This window comes from Pseudomonas sp. ACM7, from assembly GCF_004136015.1.
In the GTDB taxonomy this organism is placed as follows: Bacteria; Pseudomonadota; Gammaproteobacteria; order Pseudomonadales; family Pseudomonadaceae; genus Aquipseudomonas; species Aquipseudomonas frigoris.
On the sequence record NZ_CP024866.1, the window covers coordinates 2,306,536 to 2,321,737 of the forward strand.

Here is a 15,202-nt window from a genome sequence, read left to right on the forward strand (position 1 = left end):
CTACCCACATGCAGAACTACAAAAAAATCTTCCTGGCGGCTGCCGTCACCCTCGCCTTCAGCGCCGGTGCTGCCGCCGAGACCTTGAAGATGGGCATCGAAGCGGCCTACCCGCCGTTCAACAACAAAGATGCCAGTGGCAATGTCGTCGGCTTCGACAAAGAAATCGGCGACGCCCTGTGCGCCAAGATGAAAGTCGAATGCACCGTGGTCACGTCCGACTGGGACGGCATCATCCCGGCCCTGAACGCCAAGAAATTCGATTTCCTGATCTCCTCGATGTCGATCACCGACGAGCGCAAGCAAGCGGTGGACTTCACCGACCCGTACTACTCCAACAAGCTGCAATTCATCGCCAAGAAAGACGTCGACTTCAAAACCGACAAGGATTCCCTGCAAGGCAAAGTGATCGGTGCACAACGTGCGACCCTCGCTGGTACCTGGCTGGAAGACAACATGGAAGGCGTTGAAGTCAAACTCTACGACACCCAGGAAAACGCCTACCTCGACCTGACTTCCGGTCGTCTGGACGGCATCCTGGCGGACAAGTACGTCAACTACGAGTGGCTGAAAAGCGACGCCGGCCGTTCTTATGAGTTCAAAGGCGACCCGGTGGAAGAAAGCGACAAGATCGGTATCGCTGTACGTAAAGGCGATGAGATTCGTACGAAGCTGAACACCGCACTGAAAGAAATCGTCGCTGATGGCACCTACAAAAAGATCAACGACAAGTACTTCCCGTTCAGCATCTATTGATTCTGACTTGCCTGACTGGCGCCGCTTTTTGACGGCGCCAGTCCCTGGCATTGCCTGCCGCGATTTGAAAAGAAATCCATGACTATAGATCTCTACGGATTCGGCCCGGCGCTCGCCGCTGGCGCGCTGATGACTGTGAAACTGGCACTCTCGGCCTTGTGCCTGGGGCTGGTGCTCGGTTTGCTCGGCGCCTTGGCCAAGACTTCCCCGTACAAGCCGTTGCAATGGCTTGGCGGCACTTATTCGACACTGGTTCGCGGCATCCCTGAATTGCTCTGGGTGCTGTTGATCTACTTCGGCACGGTCAACTTGATGCGTGCCTTGGGCGAGTTCTTCGGCAACCCCGACCTCGAACTCAATGCTTTCGCCGCCGGCGTAATTGCACTGGGACTGTGCTTCGGCGCCTACGCCACGGAAGTGTTCCGTGGTGCAATTTTGGCCATCCCCAAAGGTCACCGCGAAGCGGGTGTGGCGTTGGGTCTGTCGAAATTCCGTATCTTCACCAAACTGATCATGCCGCAGATGTGGCGCATCGCCCTGCCCGGTCTGGGTAACTTGTTCATGATCCTGATGAAAGACACCGCGCTGGTATCGGTCATCGGCCTGGAAGAAATCATGCGTCACGCGCAAATCGGCGTGACCGTGTCCAAGCAGCCGTTCACCTTTTATATGGTGGCCGCATTCATGTACCTGGGCCTGACGATTCTCGCCATGACCGGCATGCACTTCATGGAAAAACGCGCCGCTCGCGGCTTCGCGAGGAGCACCCAATGAACTGGGACGTCATCATCAAGTGGCTGCCGAAACTGGCTCAGGGCGCGACGCTGACCCTGGAACTGGTGGCCATCGCCGTGATCGCCGGTTTGCTGCTGGCAATTCCACTGGGCATCGCACGCTCGTCGCGACTCTGGTACGTGCGGGCATTTCCCTACGGCTACATCTTCTTTTTCCGTGGCACGCCGTTGCTGGTTCAACTGTTCCTGGTCTACTACGGCCTGGCGCAGTTCGATGCGATCCGTAACAGCTCGATGTGGCCGTACCTGCGCAATCCGTTCTGGTGCGCTACCGCAACCATGACCTTACACACCGCGGCCTACATCGCCGAAATCCTGCGCGGCTCGATTCAGGCGATTCCAAAGGGCGAGATTGAAGCTGCCCGGGCGCTGGGCATGTCCCGAGCCAAAGCGATGTTCTACATTATCCTGCCCCGCGCAGCGCGCATCGGGCTGCCGGCCTACAGCAACGAAGTCATCCTGATGCTCAAGGCCAGCGCCCTGGCCAGCACCGTGACCCTGCTGGAACTGACCGGCATGGCCCGCACCATCATTGCCCGGACCTACCTGCCGGTGGAGATCTTCTTCGCGGCGGGCATGTTCTATCTGTTGATGGCTTACGTGCTGGTTCGCGGCTTCAAGCTGCTGGAGCGCTGGCTGCGCGTCGATGCCTGCCAGGGGCGTTGATTTCTGCGTGCTGACGGGTGAGGCCTTACTCACCCGTTTCACGGCGCTGGATGCTTTTCTGATCGAGCATCAGGCGCTGTGGAAGCCTCGGCCGTTTACACATCAGCAGCTTCCCTGGGAAGCGTCCTACCCCGAGTTGGCAACCTGGCTACGAGGGCGATCGCTGGAGGACGCGGAACACGCTCATAACAACCCAGCTCTTTTGGACGCACCGGAGCCGTTTGCCTCATTGGCGGCGATGTCCCTTGAGTTGATCGCTGTGGAGGAGTTGCCAGCGCATACGCTTGAAACGGCGGGTCATCGACTGAATGTCGATGTGCCGGGGCGCAAGTGGCAGCAAATCGAAGCCTTCGCCAGTCGCTTGCAGTTTGCTGATGCACCGAGCCATTGGCTGGACTGGTGCTCGGGCAAAGGCCACTTGGGACGACGGTTGCTGACAGCCGAGCAACAGCTGACCTGCCTGGAATACGACCCGGCGCTGGTCGCCAGCGGTCAGGCACTCAGCCAGCGTCATCAATTGCATGCGTTGCATGTCGAGCAAGATGTACTCGCTGCGGATGCCGCCTCTTTCTTGAAGGCTGACCACACGCCGGTAGCGCTGCATGCCTGCGGTGATCTGCATGTGCGGCTGATGCAGCTCGCCAGCGCCACCGGTTGCAAGCAACTGGCCATTGCCCCTTGCTGCTACAGCCGGATCAGTGTGAGCGAGTACCAGACGCTTTCCTCGTCAGCCAAGCGCTCCGACCTACAGCTGTCCCTCGATGATCTTTCGCTACCGATGAGCGAAACCGTCACCGCTGGTGCTCGCGTCCGACGTCAACGTGACACCTCCATGGCCCGACGCCTGGCCTTCGACCTGCTGCAGCGGCAACTGCGTGGCATAGACGAATACCTGCCCACCCCTTCCCTGCCCAGTGCCTGGCTGGATAAATCCTTCGCTGATTACTGCCATCATTTGGCCGCGCTTAAAGAGTTATCCACAATCGGCCCGCAGGATTGGTCAGCACTTGAAGCCGTCGGTTGGCAGCGATTGGCCGAAGTGCGCAATCTCGAGCTACTGCGCGGACTTTTCCGACGCCCGTTGGAGCTTTGGCTGGTACTCGATCGGGCACTTTTCCTCTCCGAGCAGGGTTATGCCGTTCGCCTCGGCACCTTCTGCGAAACCCCACTTACACCGCGTAATTTCCTGATCCTGGCTGAGCGCCCTTAAAGCGCCTCAGCCTGTGGATAACTCTGGGGATGAAATTATCGTGGATCCAATATATACGGCTGTTTCGGGGCTGAAACACAACTGTTCAATTTTCGTACACCTGTAAAAAAATCGGAAAAACAGGCATTTGCGATCAAATGAGAACGGCTCCACAAATTTGCCTCTAAGCAGGTGCGGTACAGATCCCGTTGTGCATAAGCGTTCATCCAAAACAACATAAACGACCTGCGAAACCTGAACTATCTTTGCCAAACGCCAGAATTGCCTGGCGTTCAAACAGCAAGGAGCTGGGAAAAAACATGAGCACATTGAACAGTGCACAGGAAGCCGTCGATACCGTCGCCAACCAAGCCATTGATGCTGCGCTGCAGCAAACCTTCGCGGTGGGTGGCGCCATCATCAACAACGCAACGGGCGAGGTCATCGCCGCGCTGCACAACAACGTGCTGATGCCTTTCCCCGGCAGTGGCACCACGTACTTTCTACCTCATGATCCGACCGCCCACGGCGAGCGGCAATTGGTGGACTGGTACTACGAAAACGTCGCGCCATTGAACTTGCCACCGCCCAATCAGTTGACCGTCGTCACCACCCTGGACCCATGCGCCATGTGCGCCGGTTCGCTGCTGACTGCAGGATTTAACGTCGCCGTCAGTGCGATCGATGACTATGCAGGCATCAACTACAACAGTCAGTTCACCTTTCCGTCGCTGCCACCGCAGATCCGCCAACAGGCGCAGGACACCTGGGGTTATTACGCGATTGCGGCGCCTGTCAGCCGGGCCTATCAGGGTTCGACCAGCCCGGTGTTCGGCGGCCAGACCATCGACTCGGCGGCTTACTTCCTCACCAGCTCGATCTTCTCCGCCAGCGTCAACACCGTACGCGAGGCCAGCAACAACAGCGGTTTGCCACCGGATCAACTGCAAAACCCGGCAAACCTTCCGGCCAACAGCAAAGTCCGCCAGGCACTGACTGCGCTCAGCCCGTTTGCGCTGACCGTGCAATCGGCCAACCCACGCGACCCCGGCGCAGAACTCGCCCCGCCACTGTTACAAACCGCACAGCACAGCCCGGTGTTCAACTCGGTGGCCCTCATCGATCCATTCGGCAACCTGCTGGTGTGCCTGGGAGGCGTCGAGAACCAGTCGCCGATTCGTACAGCGTTCATGGAAACCACCCGCAACTACGCGGTCATGCGCTGGACCCTGATGAACGACCCCGACCCGACGGTTCGCGCCCAGGCCGAGCAATACCTGACGCATCCGAAGTACGGCACCTTCGTCTTCCTCTACGCACCCGACCCCACCACCCCGCAGGCCGTGATGACCTTCGGCGCGTACGGTTCGACCATGGAAGGCCCCGTGCCCCAGAGCTATCCGTCCAACCTCCAATACGTGCTGCTGCCGGGCAACACCACCGCACAAGCGCTGTCGACACTGGCCCAAAACCTGCCGCCGTTCTACACGCAAAGCGTGCAAGTGGCTCCCGCGCAGGTGCTGAGTCAGGACTTGATTCAAGCGGTTAAAAACGGCGTGTAATGCTTTAAAGCAATCGCCTTGGCCGGCCCCGCAGAAGCGTCCCCGGGGCCGGCCTGACGCCTGCGCAAAAATAGTCTGAATTCAGGGGTTTACAGAACCAACCCAATCGCTATAATCGTCGCCCAACACGCCGGTATAGCTCAGTTGGTAGAGCAACTGACTTGTAATCAGTAGGTCCCGGGTTCGACTCCTGGTGCCGGCACCATCCAAGGTTCCAGAGAAGGCTTTCAAAATCTCTGAAACCCCCGAAAAACCCGCCTTATGGCGGGTTTTTTCGTTTTGGCGTTCCGTCGGATTCCGCCAAAATCTTATGGATACCAGCCGTTTTAAGGATAAAGATAGGGGTAAGGTCATTCGATAAAGGGAGGAGTACCCTTATGTCGCGCACCACTGCCCCACTCTCCGATTCGGCTTGCCGTTCAGCCAAGCCCACCGACCGCGTCTACAAGCTTTTCGACGGCGACGGCCTCTACCTTTTGGTCCAACCCAATGGCCGCAAAGGCTGGCGTTTCAGGTATGTAAAACCTGATGGTCGTGAAGGACTGACCTCGTTCGGCAACTACCCCATGATCGGCCTCGCCGATGCGCGCAAGAAGCGCCTGGAGGTCAAGCGGATGCTGGCGGAAGGGATCGCCCATCGAGTCCAAACACCAGGCCAAGACGCAAGCCACAATCCGAGGCCGAACCTTTGAGAGCGCAGCCTTGGACTGGCACAAAGCGATGTCTGCCAAATGGGCTCCGGGCCATGCCAAGACTGTCCTCAGCCGTCTCAAAACCCATGTTTTTCCACTAATCGGTGATCGCGCTATTGTCGACCTAGACACTCATGACTTGATGCAACCTCTGGAAGCGATCCAGAAACGCGGCACGATTGACGTCGCATTAAGGGTACAAAACTACCTGCAAAGCATCATGCGCGAGGCGAAACGTGCTCGGCAGATCGCGGCAAACCCTGCCTCCGACCTTGAAGGTTTGATCAAAGCGCCGAGGGTAGTTCACCGCCCAGCTTTACCCTTATCGCGCCTGCCTGAATTGCAGGAGCGCATCGACACCTACAAAGGACGAACGCTGACTCGGCTGACAGTCATGCTCTCGCTACATGTGTTTGTCCGCTCCAGCGAACTGCGCTTCGCCCGCTGGAGCGAGTTCGACCTCAAGCGCGGCACCTGGGAGATACCGGACACTCGACCCGCGCTGGACGGAGTACCCTTTTCAACAAGAGGTACTAAGATGGCCGGGGACATCCACCTTGTACCCTTATCGCCGCAAGCCGTAACCCTGCTTGAACAGATCCGCACCCTCACCGGCGAATTCGACCTGGTATTTGCAGGCGATGCCAACCCGTCGAAACCGATGTCTGAAAACACGGTGAACAGCGCGCTTCGAAATATGGGTTACGACACCAAAACCGAAATCTGTGGCCATGGCTTCCGCTCGATGGCCTGCAGCGCACTGATCGAGTCAGGATTGTGGTCGGAGACAGCCATTGAACGGCAGATGAGCCACAAAGAACGCAACAACGTCCGCGCTGCTTACATCCACAAGGCCGAATTCATTGAGGAGCGCAGATTGATCATGAACTGGTGGAGCCGGTACCTTGAGACGAATCGACAGGAGCATGTCACCCCCCACGAATTCGCGAACCAGACCGGACTAAACGTCACTCGCTTAAAAGCAAAACGTGGCGCAACTGAGTAAGCGCTCGGTCTTTTATATCTCAGTGATCCGCTTGTCCACGCGGGTCCATCCAAACAGGGCTGCAAAGCCGCCCTGTTTGGATGGACCTCACTTAAAAAATCTAAAGCCCACGCAACTGTCTGTGGAAAACCACTGATTTCCACCGGTGGATAATTTCATCCACAGCCGCAGAACTCCCGAAAATTCGAGCCTTGACCCGAATTATCCACAGGCGTAGAAAAGATCAGGCAAAGCGCTGTCGTTGACAGCAACCCAGGTAGCCAGAACCTTTAAGGCTACGCCACACCGTGGTGGTTCTCCCAAAGTGCGATTAGCGTCCGGCGGCTCGCACGGTCACAGTGATGTGATGGATGCCTACTTTTATCAGTGTGCCCACTGCGGCAACTCATCCCCTTTCATAGCTGCCCTGCAGCAACCTATTCGCTTGGCCATTTCCTTGCGCCAACCTACGCCCGTCTCTTTCTCCCGGAAAGAGACGGGCGCTCCTACCGCTGCTGCAGCCCAACTCGTACAAGGCGTTGCGGCATTCTCCTTCGTGACAATCGGCGTGACAAACACCAACGTCACCAGCAACAGCGATGCAGAAGACGGTGCCGCAGCCCACGGAATGGGCTGCACCTGACTGACAGTCAGGTATGCCCCGATCATCGCATCACTGCCTTCATCCGACTCAGGATCTCGCGGCGCTAGTCTCGTCAGCCAGTGCAGCCTTCACCCGCCCACTTCCTCGGAAGTGCTCAGGAGGCCAGATCATGAGATGCCCAAGCTCCTGATCGTAAAGAGCCGTCAGTCCCGCGTTAGTGGACAACCCTCACAGGTCGCAGGGGCCTTGATCCCTGATAACACTCAGCATTCTTGGCGGGATGACGTGGGGATGGTTTCAAAGGTTTAGCTTTGAGAGGAGTTTAATCATGACACTGGTAGGTAGACGCAACGGACGCAATTTTGGCTATGGCCGACAACTGAGTTATGCCGGCCCGCAGGCGCTCCGCGACTTGTTTGGCGGTGGGCATTACGGCACGGTCAAAGCGCACAGTGATCGCTGGCTGGCATTTGTGCAGTGGTGTCGGTCGGAGGATGGGCCAGGGTTCAACGATGCGCGGCAGATTGATCGGCAGACCTTGTTGGACTATGTCGAACATCTGCGTCAGCAAGTTGAACAAGGTGAGCTCGCCATAGCCACTGCGCAAAACCGATTGTGCAGCGTGAACCGAACCATGGCCGCGCTTCGCGGTGATCAGTATGTGAAGGTGCCGAGTCCGAGCAAGGCTTTAGGACTGCAGCGCACAACCGTCCGCACAGCAGCCGCGCAAGGCCAGGATCGTGAACAAGTTAAGCGGATCCTCGAGGCGCTTTACGAACACCAACTGCCGCGTGCGGCTGCCATCGTGCAGTTGGCCCGAGCTACCGGCATGCGCTTACGCGAGGCCATCTTAGCCGACCTTCCGCGCCTAAAACGCGAAGCCGAACACTACGGCAAGATCAACATCCAGGATGGCACCAAAGGGGGCCGATCCGGCGCGTCGGCACCTCGCTGGATCACGGTAGATGATCATATTCGCGAAGCGCTGAGATTCGCCAAACAGGTCTCGCCCGACGGCAGCCACAACCTGCTTGCGCCGAACGAAAGCTACCTCGATTTCCAACGGGATATCGTCCGCGCCGCACGGGACCTCCTCCATCAGCAGAACCTCAAAGGCTTTCATGAATTACGGGCGGCCTTTGCATGCGAACGCTATGAGCAAATCACACAGCATCCCGCGCCTATCAACGATGGCCATTGCTACCAACTTGACCGATACCTCGATCAGGAGGCCCGAGTGAAAATCAGCTATGAGTTGGGGCACGGTCGCATAGAAGTAGTATCAGCTTATATTGGTGGTCGAGCATGAGGGAGCCTTTCGATATGGAGCTTTTTTTGGCGGGCATAATGTCAGGGGCGAACGCAACGAAGAAGCGTCATGTTCGTCAAGCAGCGATTATCCAGCAAGAAATAAACAAACACTGGACAGAGTGCAACCCATGGAGATGGAAGAAAAAACACTTAACTTGGTTTATAAACGAAAAACTAAAAAACCATAGCAATTATACCCGCTACCACTATGGGCTAACAATGAAGCTAATTATCAAACGACTTGAAAGAAATTGGCGCATAAAATTAAAAACAATATCTCCGAGCAATACGCAAAAAAATCCAGCCCCCTAGAAGCTGGATCTACTAAAGAAAACCTATCAAACATCCATTAAAAATCGCCTAGATCAACAGCCTCAGGATGGACAGTTCTGTATAGCGCATAACCGTGAATAACTGCCGTAGTTGGAACAAGTCCAACCGCTCGTATAAATGTTGCCATCGCATCTATATGCGATCCGGAAGTCACAACATCGTCAACAATAACAACGTGATTAACATCGTCAATTGAATCCGTACCGTTGAATATTCCGAGAGTATCAAAATGATCGTCCATGTCCCTTCTGCCGCCGGTCAAGTGCGAAGGCGATCTCGGCCAAAAACGTTCGAAAGAGCTACACACCTCGATATTCAACCCGGCTTCGTTTCCGTTAATCCAAAGTTTCCACCAATCACAAATCAAGTCCATAGTGTATGTAAGATTGCATTCCCTTGGTACTGATGAAGGCACCGGCACAAGTAAAATCTTCCCTTGTATATTCCTCGAACGGCACCACTCGACGAAACTTCTTTTATAATGTCCTGCCTTACTCATTAACGGCGCTGTTTGATAAAGACCATTAACACCAAATGACGGAACTCCACGCTTGGCGTTATGGTGGCTGATAGGCAAATCTTTTGCGCGCTTGACGATAGATCGAAGATCTAATGACGCATATCTATCGGTATTATTACGGTACTGTGTTCTGTCTGGAACATATTCCTGGCCGTGTCCAATATTTTCGGGGGGCACGTGGATTCGTTCAACAACATTTATATCTATAGTATGGTAGTCAGAATCAAATGCATAAGTCGCATGGGACATATGGCCATTTAAAAAATTCGTTATATGACTCTGAAGCTCTTCAAACGTCCGGGCAACAACCGTAGGCCTTGACCATCGAGTTACCACATCAATATCATGTCGAGAACCCCATGCAGCCAAGATTGAAGGTACGCCTAAAGCGTGAGCCATATATATGTCTTTAGGACTGTCCCCAACAACTAATAACTCAATATCCGCAAAGGCAAAAAGTGCCGAGATTTGCGTTCTAAGGTCAAGTATATTGGTGATGGGCTTCGATTGTGATCCGAAAATCAACCGATTATCAATATTGTAGCCCGTTTGTCGTAACACATGAGCGCAATATTCAGCAGGAGAATCGGAGACGATTGCCACTGCGAGGTTCGGAGTCTCAGCAAGCGCATTAATATACGCAGGAAGCCGGGTATCATAAACTGGCAAGCTAATTCTGCCACTTGCTATTTCTTCTAAAACCGCCTGCCTCCCAGCACTTGACCGCATATAAGCCTGGCAGTCACTGGTATTTACAAGTGTAAGATCCAAATCAAGAAGTAGTACCCGCATCAAAATTCTCCCTTATAACCTTAATTCTATCCTTATATTTTAAAACCCAACTGTATGTGCTTTCGTGAATGTTATTCTCAAGCACATAAAGTTGCTTATTTTGCTCTAAACAAATTCTAATAGCATATTGGGTGCCGCTTTTATCACCGGCGCGAGCGACAACAACTCCGTCAGTAGATAAAGCGACAGTAGTTCTATTTCGATTCGCAAAATATGATCCAAATGAACCTACGCCTATAGGGTATTCACTAACCAATAGATCGCTTTCTGCAATTTGCGATTGAAGCTCTCGATTTTCTTTCGGGTAAAACATATCGAGTGGCGTACCTAATACCGCGATAGTTCGGCCTCCAAAGCGAATCGCTGCTTTATGTCCCAGAGTATCTGAGCCGGAAGCCAAGCCACTAACTATCGCGTCAATTCCGGAGCTCAATAATCTTTTAATCACACGTGTTCCGTGATCAATATGATTAGAATTTACTAACTCCCTAGTCCCTACAAAAGCTATTGACTTTTCGACATCAAGGAGAGAAATATCGCCCAACGTGTAAACTATAGGTGGAGTACCTGGATGCGCGCCAAGTTTAATTGGATATATAGAATCAAAAATAGTTACAGCTTTAAAAACCCCAGAAAACTTAATAAGCTTCGCATACACTTTCTTTGCTATATCTTCATCTACTGCAACAAGAGCAAATATATCATTATATAAATTTTCAACCGAGCCCGCTTGCTCAAGCATTTTACGAAAATCATCATTTCCCTTCGCACTGCCAATGGTGATTTTTTTTGAAAGTGCGAGCACCGCATGAATCCATGCCGTTCTCAAGTCAGAGGAGTCGAGATTTTCGAGATACACAGTAAAATCCTTAACAAACCAATGATCACCGGACAATCCGGGTTTTGCTCCAATCGAAAGACCAATGGTGCAGCTCCATAGATGATGGCACATTAACACCATTATAGGCACGATAGGAAGTTATACGTTGGTATAACATGGCGTCAGCCGTGCAGCCACTCTGAACCGCGCTCAGCAACTCGTCGCTGAACGGTGAGCGGCTTGTAATCGCGGTCGCCCAACAGGCCATCACTCCGCAGCTCAAAGGTTTTCATAGATCAAAACCTTTCCTTTAAACCGCGGCATAAGCTCGCAAAAAGGGCGATTATGGGTTAGCCCATAGCATTAGGTTCGGTACCCACTACGCTTCAGATACCTAGAAAACAATAGAGGTAATCCACGAAGTGGCGCTCTTTTCACCCACTCCTCAAGGTCAACGACCTCACTAGGAATCATTTTTCGCAACCTGAGCGCAATACTCCTGTTAATACCAAGCGACATGAGCTCAAGAACCTTAGGATCAAAACTGCCAAGTTCAATCATCGCAGGTAAGCTTAAGGAGTATGCGTTTTCCTCTTTTTGCTCTTCCGTAAGCGTGTGACTAACAATATCAGACCACAAAGAAAAATACTTAACCATAATAAATGTAATATTTCTGCTTATATGATCAGTAACAAATCGCGCAGCACTATCCACCTTTGAATCTTCTTGTTCATCTTCTCCGACCGCCTCATTTAAAATTCTTTCGATAAAATACCTATGAGACTTACCGGCCATCCAATAATAAGCATCATAGACTAAACGCCTAATCGATATATATGATCCCCACCGATTCGAATTAATCTCGTGTTCAATATTAAAAACATCATTCAGCTTCTGCGCTATAGATTCAAACTGTGAATAAAATGTTGGCTCGTCAGAACTGTCAACTCCCCCCTTAGATTTACGACTGACGGCAAATTTTTTGGTAATCCAATCTTCCAGTGGCTCAGCAACAATTAGCTTATAAAGCTTATCTTGCAACAATGGATCAATGTATGGATTCCTTTGCAACAGCTCAGAAGGAATTGATAGAGACAAACTAACGGGCGCTAGTTTTTTAGCGATAGCATCTCTGTATTTATCGGGAATCTGTGCACTTTCAAGTATGCGCTGATAATGCGCTGAATCAGCAGCATGGAGTTGGCGTATGTAAGAAACTGTAGGATAAAGCTTTTCTCCATTCTCAACCTCCACAATATGAGAGCGTTCCTTATCAACAAGCTGATAAATTCTTTCAAAGTTATCTTCTAATGCAGACACTACCGAAGGACGTATTGTTTTCTGCTTATTGTCGGTTATACGTCCAGAAGCCCACTCTTCATCGATAATATCTAAACAATAAACCTCACCATAAAGATTAGTACTAGCTCGCCCGGCACGCCCAATGAGGTTCATGAACTCAAATTGAGTAAGTGCCGTAGCTCCCACCTTAGGATTTATAACTATCAATTTATCTGCAGGAAGATTGACTCCCTGAATCAACGTGGAGGTACAAACCAAATTCTTGATGTGATTATTTGTATATAACTCCTCGATTTCCATTCGAGCGATGTCAGGGAGTCCCGCATGGTGAAACCCGACACCAAGACGTAAAGTTTTTATTAGACAATAATCAGGATGAATTTCGTCAGCCAAATACTCGAGCAAGTCTTTTATATCCTGTGATGCTCCCTCGGTAATCGACGCATTAGACATACCAACTATAGGAGCAATTTTATTAGCCCACTTCTCTGCGGAGCTTTTACTAGGTGAAAACACAATACAACTATCATTCTTGTCAATATTATCCATGAACGCGGCAATTGCTTCGCCGTGGTTGTTTTTTGCTTTAGAGTATATAGACTTTTTAAGCTTCAACTCCCCTCCAATCACCTTACCGGTCTGGCTAAACAATCTGTAGCTGGCTATTTTTTCCCTCGGCTTAAATGTAATTGAAGCCTTGATCTGAAATACAGGACTAGAAATTGTTGCTGCCTCAACAAGTTTAATCTTAGCAACCTTTTTTATAGGGTCTGCCACATTATGAATGAAAGGTCCTGCAAACATAAACTGAGTATTGCGCCACTTCGTAACCATTCGGTAAAGCGCATTCTCGAACACGATACCTCGGCTGGCATCTTCTAAATTGTGAATCTCATCAAAAAACACAATTTTTGGAGGCTTAGACATTTCATCTTGAAGGGTCTTAATACAGCGTTCCGGAGTAAGTACAAACACCACTGATTTATCGAATTTTTCCAGTTCTCTATATGTAGTATAGATGTGAGCCGACTCACCCAGCGCGATCTTAAGTTCGGAGCTAGCCTGGTTAATCAACGCTTTAGTAGGAACTATATAAAAAGCAACGGACGGCTTCTGCAGAAGCATCTCCACTATATACTTCTGAATAATAAACGACTTTCCCGCTGAGGTCGGCGCCGATATAGCTGTATTATGTCCAGCTATCAATGTATCCCACAGTTTCCGCTGGAAATCAGTAAATGTTGCAGTGGTGCTATCAAAAAACTCCTGCGTCAAATAACTCCGCTTAGCCGACAGCTCAAAATCAAGCACCGTGCTGAAATTACTTTGATATTGTCCGTTGCTAAATATATTCGGAACATGCTTGCTGGATAATAAATTTCCAGTTCGAGATTGAAGTATGTAGCAAGCTTTACGGTAGACTTCGTTACTTGGGTCATTTAGAAATAGAAGTGCCCCGTAAGAATTAGCTAAATTTTTAAGTGCCTCTGAGCTTCCTGTTGCGACTATTGATGCCAACCACGTCGCTTTTCGTAACTGCTCTACCGATAACGAAAGGTGCTCAGGAATGCTGATACCTTTCTTTTTCAAAAATAGGCTTTCTAAAAGCGCATCATATACTGAACAGAAACCCGGGTGCTTAGAGGCATCCTCCGATAGCTTTGTACTCTGGCTCATATTATTTCTCTTCCTTGAACTCTATATTATGAATTGCCTTGTACAAGGACTTCTTAAAACCTCCAACATCTGACATCGGAATAAGAAAAAAATCTAAATGAACTTTTTTTAGCTTCTTATAGCCGTCCACCTTTCCATTAATAGACTCAGACAGCTTCAACCCATTCTTAGAAATCCATTTCTCCACAAGTTTTTCCGCGTGGCTTTTACTTGTGCATTCATCTTCAATTTTTGATATTCCTGCATCATCGTACACAAGAAGAACCGGGTGAGTTTTGATACAGCTTTGATATTCATCCGTCCCTGGCAAAAATGCATTGTAAATTGTCTCTAACTGATCCAACGAGAAATTTTCAGATATATTTGAACGCGCGATAAACAATTCATGCGACAGGGCGCTAGAGGAGTAATTTTGGTGAAACCTATCTAGGGACTCCAAGGAACTATCTGTGGCCTTACTAAAACTCTGATGAATTTTTGACTCTCCGATGAAGATTGACATTTCATCACCATACTTGCCAAAAAATACACCATCACCGCCTTTTACTTGATCATTGACATTGGTCAGAAGCCTCAATTTATGAGAGACCATCGGAGCTTTAAGAACAGCCTCTACCAACATGTAGAGCATCAATTCCCCGTACTTCCCATCCATCACAGGATTAGTACTACCAAAATGGGCCGCCGCTCGTCTAAATGGTTCAACGCCCTCAAGTTGAAATTTCTGAATTTCCGAACGCCCAAAGATAAAGTGCTTGATAGAGTCAGCCAAATACTCGACAAGAGCTAAAGTTTCTTGTTCAGTACCAGAGAACTTAACTGAAAGGACTCTAACTTTCGTCTTTATTTTCTCTTGAGATGGATGCTGGATAAAAAACTTATCAACCCATTTTAGGTCCGTTGATATGTATTTTTCCCATTTTTCGGACTTCAGATCTTCCATTTTTCCTTCCCTGAACAAACGCGACAAATCAAACCGCAAAGAGTGGTCTAGCTCGTGACGCCATTATGCCACCACTCTTGAGAAGGTAGGCACTGGTAGTTTGGGTAAGGCTGAGAAAGCTCTTTAGGGTAAATGAAGAGGTAGAATTGAAAACAAACTTAAATAACATATTGATTATAAAGAACTTTATTTCAGATTCGACTCCTGGTGCCGCACCATACAAAACAAAGCCCTCGTAGAAATACGAGGGCTTTGTT

At 50.6% G+C, this 15,202-nt stretch carries 11 protein-coding genes, 1 tRNA gene and 1 pseudogene; 9 read left to right on the forward strand and 4 right to left on the reverse strand.

Annotated features, from left to right (window positions below; translation table 11 throughout):
• Positions 1 to 8 precede the first annotated feature (8 nt).
• The 9 genes and pseudogenes from CUN63_RS10820 to CUN63_RS10865 all read left to right on the forward strand — a co-directional run bounded on the left by CUN63_RS10820 (position 9) and on the right by CUN63_RS10865 (position 8,870).
• The gene (locus CUN63_RS10820) at positions 9 to 755 is read left to right on the forward strand and encodes an ABC transporter substrate-binding protein (RefSeq protein WP_056745507.1); all 747 of its coding nucleotides are present in this window, start codon (positions 9 to 11) and stop codon (positions 753 to 755) included.
• Between the two features lie 78 nt (positions 756 to 833).
• Entirely contained in the window at positions 834 to 1,529 is a 696-nt protein-coding gene (locus CUN63_RS10825; RefSeq protein WP_129439296.1) for an ABC transporter permease, read from the forward strand.
• Positions 1,526 to 2,215 (forward strand): ABC transporter permease, encoded by a 690-nt coding sequence (locus CUN63_RS10830; RefSeq protein ID WP_129439298.1) that lies wholly within the window; start codon positions 1,526 to 1,528, stop codon positions 2,213 to 2,215. The genes CUN63_RS10825 and CUN63_RS10830 overlap by 4 nt, the downstream gene beginning before the upstream one ends.
• A complete protein-coding gene (locus tag CUN63_RS10835) occupies positions 2,196 to 3,425 on the forward strand; it encodes a methyltransferase (RefSeq protein WP_129439300.1) in 1,230 nt (409 codons plus the stop codon). Before CUN63_RS10830 ends, CUN63_RS10835 begins: the two co-directional genes overlap by 20 nt.
• A gap of 299 nt (positions 3,426 to 3,724) precedes the next feature.
• Positions 3,725 to 4,966 carry a nucleoside deaminase gene (locus tag CUN63_RS10840; protein ID WP_129439302.1) on the forward strand — a complete coding sequence of 414 codons (1,242 nt, stop codon included), beginning with the start codon at positions 3,725 to 3,727 and terminating at the stop codon, positions 4,964 to 4,966.
• A gap of 129 nt (positions 4,967 to 5,095) precedes the next feature.
• Positions 5,096 to 5,171 (forward strand) — tRNA-Thr (locus tag CUN63_RS10845).
• A gap of 172 nt (positions 5,172 to 5,343) precedes the next feature.
• A pseudogene (locus CUN63_RS10850) lies at positions 5,344 to 6,664 on the forward strand (tyrosine-type recombinase/integrase).
• A 911-nt stretch (positions 6,665 to 7,575) separates the two neighbouring features.
• The gene (locus tag CUN63_RS10860) at positions 7,576 to 8,556 is read left to right on the forward strand and encodes an integrase domain-containing protein (RefSeq protein WP_129439306.1); all 981 of its coding nucleotides are present in this window, start codon (positions 7,576 to 7,578) and stop codon (positions 8,554 to 8,556) included.
• A 14-nt stretch (positions 8,557 to 8,570) separates the two neighbouring features.
• Positions 8,571 to 8,870 (forward strand): hypothetical protein, encoded by a 300-nt coding sequence (locus CUN63_RS10865; protein ID WP_256657691.1) that lies wholly within the window; start codon positions 8,571 to 8,573, stop codon positions 8,868 to 8,870.
• A gap of 37 nt (positions 8,871 to 8,907) precedes the next feature.
• Here CUN63_RS10865 and CUN63_RS10870 read toward each other — a convergent pair whose 3' ends face one another.
• The 4 genes from CUN63_RS10870 to CUN63_RS10885 form a co-directional block, all read right to left on the reverse strand.
• The gene (locus tag CUN63_RS10870) at positions 8,908 to 10,203 is read right to left on the reverse strand and encodes an HAD family hydrolase (protein ID WP_129439310.1); all 1,296 of its coding nucleotides are present in this window, start codon (positions 10,201 to 10,203) and stop codon (positions 8,908 to 8,910) included.
• Positions 10,184 to 11,062: a DNA-processing protein DprA gene (locus tag CUN63_RS10875; protein ID WP_256657692.1), complete on the reverse strand. Its 879-nt coding sequence runs from the start codon at positions 11,060 to 11,062 to the stop codon at positions 10,184 to 10,186. The genes CUN63_RS10870 and CUN63_RS10875 overlap by 20 nt, the downstream gene beginning before the upstream one ends.
• 324 nt (positions 11,063 to 11,386) lie before the next feature.
• Positions 11,387 to 14,002, reverse strand: coding sequence for a DEAD/DEAH box helicase (locus CUN63_RS10880; protein ID WP_129439312.1), 2,616 nt, complete (start codon positions 14,000 to 14,002; stop codon positions 11,387 to 11,389).
• A 1-nt stretch (position 14,003) separates the two neighbouring features.
• Complete coding sequence (locus CUN63_RS10885; protein ID WP_129439314.1) at positions 14,004 to 14,945, reverse strand: DUF1837 domain-containing protein; 942 nt, start codon at positions 14,943 to 14,945, stop codon at positions 14,004 to 14,006.
• Positions 14,946 to 15,202: the final 257 nt, after the last annotated feature.

Coding starts and splice junctions, on each gene's coding strand:
- CUN63_RS10825 (WP_129439296.1), top strand. CDS start 834: ATGACTATAGATCTCTACGGATTCGGCCCGGCGCTCGCCGCTGGCGCG.
- CUN63_RS10880 (WP_129439312.1), bottom strand. CDS start 14,002: ATGAGCCAGAGTACAAAGCTATCGGAGGATGCCTCTAAGCACCCGGGT.
- CUN63_RS10830 (WP_129439298.1), top strand. CDS start 1,526: ATGAACTGGGACGTCATCATCAAGTGGCTGCCGAAACTGGCTCAGGGC.
- CUN63_RS10885 (WP_129439314.1), bottom strand. CDS start 14,945: ATGGAAGATCTGAAGTCCGAAAAATGGGAAAAATACATATCAACGGAC.
- CUN63_RS10865 (WP_256657691.1), top strand. CDS start 8,571: ATGGAGCTTTTTTTGGCGGGCATAATGTCAGGGGCGAACGCAACGAAG.
- CUN63_RS10870 (WP_129439310.1), bottom strand. CDS start 10,203: ATGCGGGTACTACTTCTTGATTTGGATCTTACACTTGTAAATACCAGT.
- CUN63_RS10840 (WP_129439302.1), top strand. CDS start 3,725: ATGAGCACATTGAACAGTGCACAGGAAGCCGTCGATACCGTCGCCAAC.
- CUN63_RS10835 (WP_129439300.1), top strand. CDS start 2,196: ATGCCTGCCAGGGGCGTTGATTTCTGCGTGCTGACGGGTGAGGCCTTA.
- CUN63_RS10860 (WP_129439306.1), top strand. CDS start 7,576: ATGACACTGGTAGGTAGACGCAACGGACGCAATTTTGGCTATGGCCGA.
- CUN63_RS10820 (WP_056745507.1), top strand. CDS start 9: ATGCAGAACTACAAAAAAATCTTCCTGGCGGCTGCCGTCACCCTCGCC.